Consider the following 12,713-nt stretch of genomic DNA (forward strand, 5'->3'; position numbering starts at 1 on the left):
CTGCACCACACCGCACCCAGCCCGAAAGCGAGCTCCACCATGCCCTCAGTCGTCCGCTTCACCTCACCCCACGTGGCCGAGGTCATCGAGGAGGAGCTGCCGCCCCTCGGTGCGGACGAGGTCCGCCTGAAGACCTTGTTCTCCGGCATCTCCGCCGGCACCGAGCTCACCGCCTACCGCGGCAGCAACCCGTACCTCACCAAGAAGTGGGACGAGGAGCGTCGGCTGTTCGTCGACGGCTCGACCAGCTTCGAGTACCCGGTCGACGGCTGGGGCTACGAGGAGGTCGGCGAGGTCGTCGAGGTCGGGGCCGACGCCGAGGACATCGCCCTCGGCGACCGCGTGTACGGCACCTGGGGCCACCGCGCCTTCACCACGCAGAAGGCCGAGCGTGCGAGCCGCCGGATCCTGTCGCCGGTCGCCGACCCGCGGATCGGGATCTTCTCCCAGATCGCCGCGATCGGGCTCAACGTCACCCTGGACGCCGACATCCACGTCGGGGAGACGGTCGCCGTCTTCGGGCTCGGGGTGCCCGGGCAGATCGCGGCCCAGCTCGCCCGGCTCAACGGCGCGCGGGTGATCGGGGTCGACAACATCGCCGGCCGCCGGGCCCTGGCCACCGAGCTCGGCGCCGACGAGGTGCTCGACGCGGGCGAGGGGAGCGTGGCCGAGCGGATCCGCGACCTCACCGACGGCCGCGGCGCCGACGTCTGCCTCGAGATCACCGGCAACTACCGCGCGCTGCACGAGGCCATCCGGTCCGTGGCCTACAGCTCCCGCGTCTGCGCCGCCGGCTTCATGCAGGGCGACGGGGCCGGGCTGCGGCTGGGCGAGGAGTTCCACCACAACCGCGTGCAGGTGATCTGCTCGCAGATCTCCGGCGTCGCGCCGGCGCTGCAGCACCGCTGGAACGAGTACCGCCTCGCCAGCACGGCCATCGACCTGGCCACCCGCGGCCGCCTGCGGCTGACCGACCTGATCACGCACACGATGCCGATCGAGCAGGCGCCCGAGGCCTTCCAGCTCCTCGACCACAACCCGCAGGACGCGCTGCAGGTCGTGCTGACCTTCGACGACGAGGCCTCCCAGAGCACGGCGCAGGCCGGGACGGGGGCGTCGGCATGAGCTACCGGATCGCGGCCCAGGAGTCGACCCTGCCGGGCGACACCCTGATGGAGAAGTTCCAGTTCACGCTGGACTGCGGCTTCGACGGCATCGAGCTGTCGGGCCAGGGCGGCGGGATCTTCGCCGGCCGGGCTGACGAGCTGCGCCGGGCCCGCGACGCCGGGGTGGTGATGTGCTCCGCGGTGATGCACACGCCGACGTTCCTCGGCTCGTTCGCCCCCGAGGCCCGCCAGACGGCCATCGCGGACCTCAAGGACCTGCTCAGCACCATCGTCGTGGCCGGCGGGCTGGGCATCGTGAGCCCGAACGCGTTCGGCGCCTTCTCGACCAAGCTGCCGCCGTTCGACCCGCCGCGCAGCCAGGCGGAGTCGCGCCGGCTGCTCGTCGAGGCGCTGACCGAGGTCGGTGCGCACGCCGTGAGCGTCGGGGCGACCTTGTTCCTCGAGCCGCTGAACCGGTACGAGGACTACCTGGTCAACACGCTCGCCGACGCGGTGTCGGTCGTCGAAGAGGTCGGCTCTCCCGGGGTCGCCGTCATCGCCGACACCTACCACATGTCGATCGAGGAGGTCGACTGCGCGCAGGCGATCGAGCAGGCCGGAGCCCACATCCAGCACGTCCAGCTCGGGGACAGCAACCGGCTCGAGCCGGGTGCGGGCCACTACGACTGGCCCGCCACGCTGGAGGCGCTCGACCGCATCGGCTACGACGGCTGGCTGGCGATGGAGTGCGGCCTGAGCGGACCGACCGGGGACGTGCTGCCGCGCGTGGCGAAGGTGCTGCGCCCGTGAGCGGGGCGGTACCGGTCCGCGTCACCGTCTGGGGCGAGAACGTCCACGAGCACTCCGCGCGCGACCGTGCGGCGATGGCCGAGCGCTACCCCGACGGGATGCACGGCGCGATCGCCGCCGGGCTCGTGGAGCTGCTGGGCGACGCCGTCACCACCCGGACGGCGACGCTCGACCAGCCCGAGCACGGGCTGAGCGACGAGGTCCTCGGGAGCACCGACGTGCTGACCTGGTGGGGCCACGTGGCCCACGCCGACGTCGACGACGTGGTCGTGGAGCGCGTACGGCAGCGGGTGCTCGGCGGGATGGGCCTGCTCGTCCTGCACTCGGCGCACTTCTCCAAGATCTTCACCCGGCTGATGGGCACGACGTGCTCGCTGGCCTGGCGGAACTCGGCCGACGCCGAGCTGGTCTGGAACGTGTCGCCGTCGCACCCGATCACGCAGGGCGTGCCGATGCCGATCGTCATCGAGGAGCAGGAGACGTACGGCGAGTACTTCGACATCCCGGCACCGGACGAGCAGGTGTTCCTGTCGACCTTCTCGGGCGGCGAGGTGTTCCGCTCCGGGTGCTGCTGGCGGCGCGGCAAGGGGAAGGTCTTCTACTTCTCCCCCGGCGACCAGGACTACCCCGTCTACCACCACCCCGACGTCAAGCGGGTCCTCGCCAACGCGGTGGGCTGGGCGCGGCCGGAGGAGGTCGCCGACTTCGTCGCCCCGCACGTGGTGGACGAGCCGAGGCCCTGGTTCAGCGGCGGCGGGCTGACGGGAGCGGGTCCGGCCTAGGCGCTGGTGGCGACGGCGAACGCCGTGTGCCGGGCGCGGGCGAGCCCGTCGGCGACCGCGCCCTGCAGCGGCGCGTCGGTCCCGAGCCGGGAGATCCGGATCTCGGGCGGCGCGAGCGGCAGGCGGCGCCCGAGGTCCGTCCGGACCGGGCCGAGCAGGAGGTCGCCGTTGCGCCCGACGCCCCCGCCCAGGACGATCAGCGGCGGGTCGAGGACAGCCACGACGGCGGCCAGCGCGAGCGACAGCCGCTCGGCCTCGCCCGCGACGACGTCCTGGGCCGGGGCCGACCCGTGGCGGGCGGCGTCGAACACCGCCTCGGCGCTCGGCAGGTCCAGCCCGGCCTCCCGGGCGGCACGGACGATCGAGGCCGAGCCCGTGAGCTCCTCCAGCCGGGTCGAGGTGACGGCCGAGGACGGGTCCGCGGGCAGGTAGGAGATCTCGCCGGCCGCGCCGCGGGCGCCGCGCAGGAGCCGGCCGCCGCTGACGATGCCCATGCCCAGGCCGGTGCCGACGGACACGAGGACGAAGGTGTCCACCGGGTCGTCGAGCCGGGCGAGGTCGTCGAGCTCGGCCAGCGCCGCCAGGTTGATGTCGTTCTCCACCACCAGGTCACCGGGGAGCCCGGCGCGCAGCCGGCTCAGCACCGAGCTGGTCTCCCAGCCGGGCAGGTTCGGGGCCAGGCGGATGACGTCGGCCGCCCGGTCGTAGACGCCGGGGCTGCCGAGCACGGTGTGGCTGACGTGGTGGTCGGCGGCGCCGAGGTCCCCGGCGAGCCGGAGGACCTGGTCGACCAGGGCGTCCGCGGAACGTCCGTCCGCCCGGAGCTCGGCCCGCTGCTGGACCTGCCCCGCCAGGTCGACCCGCGCCCCACGTACCCAGGAGCGGCCGACGTCGATGGCCAGGGCTCCTGCCGCCGACGGCCGGAGCTGGTAGAGGCGCGGTGCGCGACCGGTGCTCCCCCGCCGCCGACCCGCCTGCTCGACCAGCCCGAGCTGCTCGAGCTCGGCCAGGGCGAGGCCCACGGTGGGCTTGGAGAGGCCGGTCACCTCCCCCAGCTCCGGGGCGGAGAGCCCGCCCCCACGGCACAGGACGTCGTACACGGCCCGCTCGTTGGCCACCCGGACGCTGCCCGTCGAGGACACGGCGGCGCTCAGCGCGGAACGTCCTGGCACCGAAACATCATGTCAGCCCCGCCTGCCTCTTGCGCTTAAGAAGACAGTCTTACTAATGTCGCGGACAACACCGGACCACCGCAGGAGAACCCGATGCCCGCCAGCACGACCGCCGCTCCCACCGCGTCCACCGGGCAGTTCCGCCGCACCGTCGGGACGGTGACGGCCACGGCCATCAACATGACCCAGATGTGCGGCATCGGGCCGTTCGTCACGATCCCGCTCATGGTCGCGACCATGGGTGGGCCCCAGGCCATCCTCGGCTGGATCGTCGGCGCGCTGCTGGCGCTGACCGACGGGCTGGTCTGGGCCGAGCTCGGCGCCGCCATGCCCGGCGCGGGCGGCACGTACCTCTACCTGCGCGAGGCGTTCCAGTACCGCACGGGCAAGCTCATGCCGTTCCTCTTCGCCTGGACCGCGGTGATCAGCATCCCGTTGATCATGTCGACCGGCGTGATCGGCCTGGTGCAGTACCTCGGGTTCTTCTTCCCGGACATGAGCTGGCTCGAGATCCACGCGATCGGCGTCGGCGTCGTCGTCCTGGTCATGATCGCGCTGTTCCGCAAGATCGAGTCGATCCGCGTCCTCACCACCGTGCTGTGGGTGGTCATGCTCGTCACCGTCGTGCTGACGATCGCGGCCTGCTACTCCCACTTCAGCCCGCAGCTCGCCTTCGACTTCCCGGCCGGCGCGTTCCACCTGGACGGCAAGTTCTTCACCGGCCTCGGCGCCGGCCTGCTGATCGCGGTGTACGACTACCTCGGCTACAACACGACGGCCTACATGGGCGACGAGCTGAAGAACCCGGGCCGCTCCATGCCGCGCTCGATCGTCTTCTCGATCCTCGCGATGATGGTCATCTACCTCGCGCTGAACGTCGGCGTCATGGGCGCGGTGCCGTGGCAGCAGGTCGCCCAGTCCACCTCGGTCGCGAGCCTCGCCGTCACCACGAACTGGGGCCACACGGCCGCGGCGGTCGTCACCGTGCTGATCATCATCACCGCGTTCGGCTCGGTCTTCGCCGGTCTCCTCGGCGGCTCGCGGGTGCCCTACAACGCGGCGCGCGACAAGGTGTTCTTCCCGGTCTTCGCCCGGCTCGCGCCCAAGGGCGGCTTCCCGTACGTCGCCCTGATCTTCATGGGCGTCGTCACCGCGCTGGGCTCGCTGCTCGACCTCTCGACCGTGATCAACATGCTGACGGCCGTGGCGGTGCTGGTGCAGTCGATCGCCCAGATCGCCGCGCTGACCGTGCTCCGACGCCGCCAGCCGACCCTGCACCGGCCGTACAAGCAGTGGCTCTACCCGATCCCCAGCATCGTGGCCCTGGTCGGCTGGGTCTACGTGTACGTCTCCGCCACGACCCTGTCGATCCTGCTCTCGATCGGCTGGATCGTCGCCGGGCTGGTGGCCTTCCTGATCTGGGCCAAGGTGCGGCGCTCGTGGCCCTTCGCCCCGGTGGAGATCCACGAGGCCTACCTCGAGGCGCAGGACCAGGGCGGACCGGAGTCGGTGCAGCCGGCCGCGGTGACCGCGTGACCCAGGCCCGTCCGGTCCTGCTCGGCGTCGACGTCGGCGGGACCAAGGTCGGCGTCGCGCTGGCCACGCCCGAGCTCGAGGTGGTCGCCCGGGGCCAGATCGAGACCCGCGCCGACGAGGGCGCCGAGCAGGTCGTCCGCCGGGCCTGCGCGCTCGCGCGGTCGTTGGTCGAGGCCCACGGTGTCCGGGTCATCGCCGTCGGCGCGGTGAGCCCCGGCGTGCCCAAGACCGACCGGGTGCTGCTGGCGCCGACCATCGGCGGCTGGGAGGACCTGCACTTCGCGGCGTCGGTCCGTTCCGGTCTCGGCGCCCTGATCGGCGACGACGTCGACGTGGTCGTCGGCAACGACGTGAAGGCCGGCGCGCTGGCCGAGCACCGCTCGGGCGGCCTCCGGGACGCGACCACCGGGCTCTACGTCAACCTCGGGACCGGCATCGCCATGGCGGTGGTGGTCGACGGCGTCGTGCTGACCGGCGCCCACGGCGCGTCGGGCGAGGTGGCCTACCAGCACACGGCGCCCGGCCAGGCCGGCGCGGGCGACGACCGGGCGCCCCTCGAGGAGCTGGTCGGCGGCCGCGTGCTCGACGAGGCCACCACGCGGGCAGCGGGTCGACCGACCACGGTGGTCGAGGCGCTGCGGGCCGACGACGCGTCGGTGCGGTCGGCGCTCGAGCCCGCGCTCGCCGCTCTCGACGTGGCGCTCGTCAACGCCTGCTGCCTGCTCGACCCCGACGTCGTCGTGGTCGCGGGCGGTCTGATGAACGCGGCCGACGCGCTCCTGCCCCGGCTCCGGCGTGCGGTCGAGCGCGGCGCCCCCGTCGCCCCGACCGTCGTTGCCGCGCGGCACACCTTCGACGCCCCGCTCGTCGGGGCCCTCCACCTGGCGGCCGACGCGCTCCAGGACCACCAGACCCGTACGCCCCCGCCGCAGCACCGCCTCCCCACCCAGGAGCTCGCATGATCACGTCCCGCCGGCTCGCCGTCGTGAGCGCCGCCTCGGCGCTGGTCCTCGCCACGACGTGGCTGGGCGGCGGCGCGGCGAGCGCCGACACGCCCACGCCCGCCCCCGCGGCGGCTCCGTCGGCATCGCCGACGACGCCCAGCGCTCCCGCCTCAGCCCCAGCCCTGGCGCAGGGCGACCTGAGCCGGCTCCTGCGCACCGACGCGCCCGCCGACCTCGGGACGACGACGCTGGGCCGACAGGGCTGGCGCGTCGTCAGCACGGCTACCGAGCACGGCTCCGGGAACGCGGTCTCGCAGACCGGTCACTCGACCAAGCGGTGGCTGCCGGTGAAGCCGGACGACGGCGGCGCCCCGGGCACCGAGATCAACGCGCTGCTGCAGAACGGTGCCTGCCCGAAGGTCTTCTACTCCGACAACCTCAAGAAGTGCTTCGGCACCCAGGAGACCGGGCCGGAGACGGTGAAGCGGTTCGCGGTGCCGTGGTGGTACCGCACGACCTTCGCCACCCCGAAGCACGGCGACCACGCCGAGCTGATCACCAACGGCGTGGTCGGCGAGGCCGACGTCTGGGTCAACGGGACCCGCGTCGCCACGCGCAGCACGATCACCGGGGCGTACACCCAGCACCGGCTGGACGTCAGCCGGCTGCTGCGGGCGAAGGGCGCCAACACGGTGGCGATCAAGGTCTACCCGAACGACCCGCTCAAGTACTTCACCGTCTCCAACATCGACTGGACCCAGATCCCGCCGGACCAGAACACCGGAATCCAGTTCCCGGTCCAGCTGCAGAGCTCGGCGGGCGTCGAGCTGAGCGACAGCCACGTCGTCCAGGACACGTCGGCCGACCTGTCGAGCACGCGCCTCACCGTCTCCGCGAAGGTCACGAACGTGACCGGCCGGATGCAGCACGCCAGCGTCGCGGCGCTCGTCGTCGCCCCCGACGACGCGGTGGCCCCCGTCTACGTGACCAAGCAGGTCGACGTCGGGGCCGGGACCACGCAGGTGTCGATCACGCCCGCGGACGACCCCGCCCTGACGATCCGGCACCCGCAGGTCTGGTGGCCGTACCGGATGGGCGCCCAGCCGCTCTACACGCTGGTCACCGCCCTGGCGACGCAGGGCTCGCTGGTCAACAGCACGACCAGCCACTTCGGCGTCCGGACGACCAGCAGCGCCCTCGTCGGCGCCGGACCCCTGGCCCCGGGCGGGGTGCGGCAGTACACGATCAACGGGCAACCGCTGGTCCTGCGCGGCGGCGGCTTCGACCCCGACCTCTTCCTGCGCTACTCCGCCGCCGACACGGCCCAGCAGATCCGGCTCCTGAAGAGCGCCGGGCTGAACACGGTCCGCGTCGAAGGCCACTTCATGCCGCAGGACTTCTACGACCAGATGGACGACGCTGGCATCCTCGTCGCCTCGGGCTACTCGTGCTGCGACGCCTGGGAGCTGCCGACCGACACCCCCACCAGCAGCCACGACCTCGGGGTGCTGACGGCGTCGGCGTACGGGGTGGCCCGCAGCCTGCGCGACCACCCGTCGGTCTTCACGTTCCAGTGGAGCGACAACAACCCGACCGCGCCGCAGGAGGCGGTCACGCTGAAGGCCTTCGCGGCCGAGGACTTCGACGTCCCGACGCTCGCGTCGGCGGAGTACAAGTCGTCGCCGCAGCTCGGGCTCGCCGGGGAGAAGGAGGGCCCGTACGACTGGGTCCCGCCGTCCTACTGGTACGACCGCGAGCACTCGTCCTACGCCGACGACTCGAGCCTGACCAACGCCGGTGGCGCCTGGGCGCTGGACAGCGAGGAGAGCGCCGGGCACACGGTCCCGACCCGCGACTCGATGAACCGCTTCCTCTCCCCGGCCGACCAGCGCAAGCTCTGGCAGGACCCGAAGGCGAACCAGTACCACGCCAACGCCGAGACGGGCACGACCGGCTACGCCTTCGGCACGCTGGACAACTTCGACACCGCGCTCACGAAGCGCTACGGCTCCTGGTCCGACCTGGACGGCTACGTGCGTGAGGCGCAGCTGGCCAACTACGAGAACGTCCGGGCCCAGTTCGAGGCGTTCATCCTCCACTCGGCCGACCCGAGGACGCCCTCCACGGGGACGATCTACTGGATGGCCAACAAGGGCTGGCCGACCCTGCTGTGGGCGCTCTACAACGCCGACTACGACCAGGCCGGCAGCTTCTTCGGCGCGCAGGAGGCGAACCGTCCCCTGCACGCGCTGTTCGACCCGAGCACGAAGACCGTCTCGGTCGACAACCTCACGGGGCAGGCGGCGTCGGACCTCACCGTCGACGCGAAGGTCGTGGGCACCGACGGCACCGTCCTCGACGCCCGGCGCAGCGGCGCTCTCGGCCTGGCCGGCCAGCAGGTCCGCAACGGGGTCCTGCCGCTGAGCGTGCCGGCCACCACCACGACGCCGGCGAAGGCGTCGACCTACCTCGTCGAGCTCGTCCTGCGCCGCGGGTCCACGGTCGTCGACCGCAACACGTACTGGTACTCCACGCAGGCCGACGTCGTCGACTGGGGCAAGACGCTCGGCAACCCGCAGGCGACGATGACGCAGTACGGCGACCTCACCGGGCTGCACGGGCTGGCCCGGGCCACGGTCTCCGTCACGACCCGGACGACCCGGCACGGCGGCACCGCCACGACGGCGGTCACGGTCACCAACACGTCCTCCGCCACCGCGTTCTTCCTCCGGGCCGACGTCCGGCGCGGCACGGCGAGCGGCCACCGGCGCGGGGGCGACGACCAGGTGCGCACCGCGACCTGGAGCGCGAACGACACCAGCCTGGCGCCGGGCGAGAGCCAGACGATCACCGCAACGTACGCCCGCCGGCAGCTGCACGGCGACCACCCCGTGGTCACCGTCGGCGGCTGGAACGTCCCCACCGCCACCCACTGAAGGGCCCACCGATGCGCACCCGACTCCGTACGACGCTCGTCGCCTCCGCCGTCCTGGCCGGCAGCCTCGCGCTGACCGCCCCGGTGGCCTACGCCACCGGAAACCCGACCACGGCCGCCGCGCCACCGTCCTTCACGCCACGCGCCGAGGACCCGGGCCGCGACGGGAACGCGATCGCCACACCGGAGCAGCGCATCCTGCCGACGCCGAGCTCGCTCGTCACCCGGAGCGGCACGCTCACCTTCGACGCCACGAGCGTCATCGACGTCGGGAAGCACCCGCGTCCGAGCACCGAGACCGTGGCGGCCGGGCTGGCGACATTCCTCCGGACGCCGACCGGCTACGACTGGAAGGTCGTCCACGGCTCGACGGCGGCCCACCGGGTCGTGCTGCGGGTCGGCGGCCCGAAGCGGCTCGGTAAGGAGGGCTACACCCTCGACGTCGACGGGACCGCCGCGACGATCACCGCGCGCACCGACACCGGCCTGTTCCACGGCGTGCAGACCCTGCGCCAGCTGATGCCCTCGGCCGTCGAGCGGCACGACAAGATCACCGGCACGGCCTGGTCGGTGGCCCAGGTGAAGATCACCGACCACCCCCGCTACGCGGTCCGCGGGGCGATGCTCGACGTGGCCCGGCACTTCATGAGCGTCGCCGAGGTCGAGCACTACCTCGACGCGATGGTCCCGCTCAAGCTCAACACCTTCGTGCTGCACCTGTCCGACGACCAGGGCTGGCGGCTGCAGATCCGGTCCTGGCCGCGCCTCGCCTCGTACGGCGGCGCGCTCGAGACCGGCGGCACGCCGGGCGGCTCGTACACGCAGGCCGACTACAGGACGATCGTCGCGTACGCCACCGCGCGCCACATCACGCTCGTTCCGCAGATCGACGTCCCCGGGCACACGAACGCCGCGCTCGCCAGCTACGCCGAGCTCAACTGCGACGGCAAGGCACCTGATCGCTACACCGGCACCGACGTCGGCTTCAGCTCGCTCTGCGCGAGCAAGGCCGTCACCTACCGCTTCCTCGACGACGTGATCGGCGAGATCGCGGACCTGACCCCCGGTCGCTGGATCAGCATCGGCGGCGACGAGGCGGCCAGCACGACGCCCGCCGACTACACGAAGATCGTCGACGCGGCGCAGAAGGACGTCCGGAGCCACGGCAAGACGATGTGGGGCTGGCACCAGACCGCCGCCGCCGACCCGAAGAAGGGCAGCGTCGCCGCCTACTGGGGCACCGCCGGCTCCGAGGCCGACATCGAGCTCGCGCAGGAGGCCGTCCGCGAGGGCGAGAAGCTCGTGATGGCGCCCGCGGACCACGCCTACCTCGACATGAAGTACGCGCCCACGACCCCGCTCGGCCAGGACTGGGCCGGGATCGTCCCCGTGCCCGCCTCGTACGACTGGGACCCGGCGACCCTCGTGCCGGGCGTCCCGGCGTCCGCGGTGGCCGGCGTGCTCGCGCCGGTCTGGACCGAGACGATCACGAACGTCTCGGCTGCGCAGTACATGGCGTTCCCCCGGCTCGCCGGCATCGCGCAGCTCGGCTGGTCGCCGGAACGCACCCACGCGCTGGAGCCGTACCTCGTCCAGCTCGCCGCCCAGGCTCCCCGCTGGCGGGCGGCCGGGACGACGTTCTACGCCGCGCCCGAGGTCGCCTGGCGCCGGTTCGCCTGAGCCTCGCGCCGCCGCAGCCGCCGTCAGCCGACGTGCGGCTGCGGGGGCGTGAGGAGCTGCTCGAGCAGCACCATGCTCGGGCGGATGTCGAGCCCGGGGTCGAGGAGCCACTGCGTGGAGAGTCCGTCGAGCGTCGCGATGACGAGGGTGGCCGCCGCCTCGAGGGGGAGGTCGTCGCGCACGACGCCCGCGGCACGCGCCAGGGTCAGGGTGCTCAGCACCTCGCCGCGCAGCGCGGCGTAACGCTCCAGGAAGAAGGCGCGCGAGTGCTCGTTGCCCGCCTCGAGGGCGCGCGCGACCATGCTGTGCCGCAGGGCCATCAGCCCCGGCACCTGCGAGGCGTAGGCGTCGAGGCTCCGAGCCAGGCCGAGGACGTCGCTGCCGTCGTCGTGGTCGTCGTGGTCGCGGCCCCGCGCCTCGGCCATCGCCTGCCGGTCCTTCTCCCGCAGCACCTCGAGGAAGAGCTCCTCGCGGGTGTCGAAGTAGCGCCGCAGCGCCGCGTGGCTCACACCGATCGCCTCGCCGACGGCCCGCAGGCTCGCGCCCTCGAACCCGACGTCGGCGAAGACCTCGATCGTCCGGTCGAGGATCTCCTGACGGCGCCGTACGCCCTTGGGGTACGGCCCCCGCGACCCGGGTCCGGTGGCCCGGTCGGTGGGCGCGTCGCTCTCGCTCGGCATGGACGCATCATGATCGCTCCGCCGGCGGCCCTCAACTCGGGCCACCAAAAAGTTCCACGTGGAACTTCTGATGCTAGTCTCGATCTCGTACGCGGGGCCACCACGGCCCTGCTCATCGGGACGGACCCCTCATGACCACGCTCGACGCCCGCACCACCTCCACACCCCGCTCCCTGACCCTGCGGCGGCTCTACCTCGCCCGGTTCGGCTTCGCGATCGTGTGGGCGCTGCTCGTGGTCCTGCTCGCCACCACGCTGACCCCGGTCGCCGTCGCCCTGCTGCTGCTCTACCCGCTGGTCGACCTGGCGGCGGCCGTCGTCGACCACCGGGCCTCTCGCGCCACGCGGCCCGCACCCGCCCTGCTCGTGAACATGGCGCTGAGCCTCCTCACGGTGATCGGCCTCGGCTTCGCCGTCACCTCCGGCCTCCCGGCGGTCCTCGCCGTCTGGGGCGTGTGGGCGATCACCGCCGGGATCGTGCAGCTGGTCGTCGCGGTCGGGCGCCGGGCCCTCGGTGGGCAGTGGCCGATGATCATCAGCGGCGGCATCTCCGTGCTCGCGGGCACCGGCTTCGTCCTGCAGTCGACGTCGTCGACCGCGTCGCTCACCAGCCTCGCCGGTTACGCCACGCTGCGCGGCCTCTTCTTCCTCGTCTCGGGCCTCCGCCTGCAGCGCTCGGCGCGGGCCGGACGATGATGGCTACCGGGGGCGCGGTCTCGTGCTCCCGGCGGCGACGGACGAACCCGAAGGACGCGACATGACCACCAAGATCACGCTCATCATCGACAACCCCACCGACCCGGCGGCCTTCGAGCAGGCGTACGAGGGGATCGTCGCGGCGGCCCGGACGCTGCCCAAGCTCCAGCGCCTCGAGTCGGCCAAGGTGTGGCCGAAGGAGGACGGCACGCCGACGCCGGCCCACCGCACGCTGGACCTCTACTTCGAGAGCTACGACGACGCGTCCGCGGCGGTCACGACACCCGCGGCCGGCGAGGTCTTCGGCCAGCTCGGGGCCACGCAGACGACGTTCACGGGGCTCTTCTCCGACGTCGAGGCCCAGTAGTCCCGA

Annotated in this window: 11 protein-coding genes; 9 read left to right on the forward strand and 2 right to left on the reverse strand. The window is 72.6% G+C overall.

Annotated elements, in window-relative coordinates; genetic code table 11:
• The first annotated feature begins 39 nt into the window (after positions 1-39).
• Genes FHX39_RS10665 through FHX39_RS10675 form a run of 3 tightly spaced genes read left to right on the forward strand, consistent with a single transcriptional unit; the run spans position 40 to position 2,698 of the window.
• Positions 40-1,125 (forward strand): zinc-dependent alcohol dehydrogenase, encoded by a 1,086-nt coding sequence (locus FHX39_RS10665; protein ID WP_183338270.1) that lies wholly within the window; start codon positions 40-42, stop codon positions 1,123-1,125.
• A complete protein-coding gene (locus FHX39_RS10670; RefSeq protein ID WP_183338271.1) occupies positions 1,122-1,916 on the forward strand; it encodes a sugar phosphate isomerase/epimerase family protein in 795 nt (264 codons plus the stop codon). The genes FHX39_RS10665 and FHX39_RS10670 overlap by 4 nt, the downstream gene beginning before the upstream one ends.
• On the forward strand, positions 1,913-2,698 hold the full coding sequence (locus FHX39_RS10675; protein ID WP_183338274.1) for a ThuA domain-containing protein: 786 nt from the start codon (positions 1,913-1,915) through the stop codon (positions 2,696-2,698). Before FHX39_RS10670 ends, FHX39_RS10675 begins: the two co-directional genes overlap by 4 nt.
• Here the strand turns inward: FHX39_RS10675 and FHX39_RS10680 are convergent.
• Entirely contained in the window at positions 2,695-3,870 is a 1,176-nt protein-coding gene (locus FHX39_RS10680) for an ROK family transcriptional regulator (protein WP_183338276.1), read from the reverse strand. The two genes, FHX39_RS10675 and FHX39_RS10680, sit on opposite strands and share 4 nt — an antisense overlap.
• Positions 3,871-3,963: 93 nt before the next feature.
• Between FHX39_RS10680 and FHX39_RS10685 the strand changes: the two genes are divergently transcribed.
• Genes FHX39_RS10685 through FHX39_RS10700 form a run of 4 tightly spaced genes read left to right on the forward strand, consistent with a single transcriptional unit; the run spans position 3,964 to position 10,965 of the window.
• Positions 3,964-5,406, forward strand: a complete 1,443-nt coding sequence (locus tag FHX39_RS10685; RefSeq protein WP_183338278.1) for an APC family permease — start codon at positions 3,964-3,966, stop codon at positions 5,404-5,406.
• Complete coding sequence (locus FHX39_RS10690) at positions 5,403-6,368, forward strand: ROK family protein (RefSeq protein ID WP_183338281.1); 966 nt, start codon at positions 5,403-5,405, stop codon at positions 6,366-6,368. The genes FHX39_RS10685 and FHX39_RS10690 overlap by 4 nt, the downstream gene beginning before the upstream one ends.
• Positions 6,365-9,286 carry a glycosyl hydrolase 2 galactose-binding domain-containing protein gene (locus FHX39_RS10695; protein WP_183338283.1) on the forward strand — a complete coding sequence of 974 codons (2,922 nt, stop codon included), beginning with the start codon at positions 6,365-6,367 and terminating at the stop codon, positions 9,284-9,286. The genes FHX39_RS10690 and FHX39_RS10695 overlap by 4 nt, the downstream gene beginning before the upstream one ends.
• An 11-nt stretch (positions 9,287-9,297) precedes the next feature.
• The gene (locus FHX39_RS10700; protein ID WP_183338285.1) at positions 9,298-10,965 is read left to right on the forward strand and encodes a beta-N-acetylhexosaminidase; all 1,668 of its coding nucleotides are present in this window, start codon (positions 9,298-9,300) and stop codon (positions 10,963-10,965) included.
• A 23-nt stretch (positions 10,966-10,988) separates the two neighbouring features.
• Here FHX39_RS10700 and FHX39_RS10705 read toward each other — a convergent pair whose 3' ends face one another.
• Positions 10,989-11,645, reverse strand: a complete 657-nt coding sequence (locus FHX39_RS10705) for a TetR/AcrR family transcriptional regulator (protein ID WP_183338287.1) — start codon at positions 11,643-11,645, stop codon at positions 10,989-10,991.
• Between the two features lie 131 nt (positions 11,646-11,776).
• Between FHX39_RS10705 and FHX39_RS10710 the strand changes: the two genes are divergently transcribed.
• Positions 11,777-12,340 (forward strand): hypothetical protein, encoded by a 564-nt coding sequence (locus tag FHX39_RS10710; RefSeq protein WP_183338289.1) that lies wholly within the window; start codon positions 11,777-11,779, stop codon positions 12,338-12,340.
• A gap of 61 nt (positions 12,341-12,401) precedes the next feature.
• Positions 12,402-12,707, forward strand: coding sequence for an EthD domain-containing protein (locus FHX39_RS10715; RefSeq protein WP_183338291.1), 306 nt, complete (start codon positions 12,402-12,404; stop codon positions 12,705-12,707).
• Positions 12,708-12,713: the final 6 nt, after the last annotated feature.

This window comes from Microlunatus antarcticus (assembly GCF_014193425.1).
GTDB classification, from domain to species: domain Bacteria; phylum Actinomycetota; class Actinomycetes; order Propionibacteriales; family Propionibacteriaceae; genus Microlunatus; species Microlunatus antarcticus.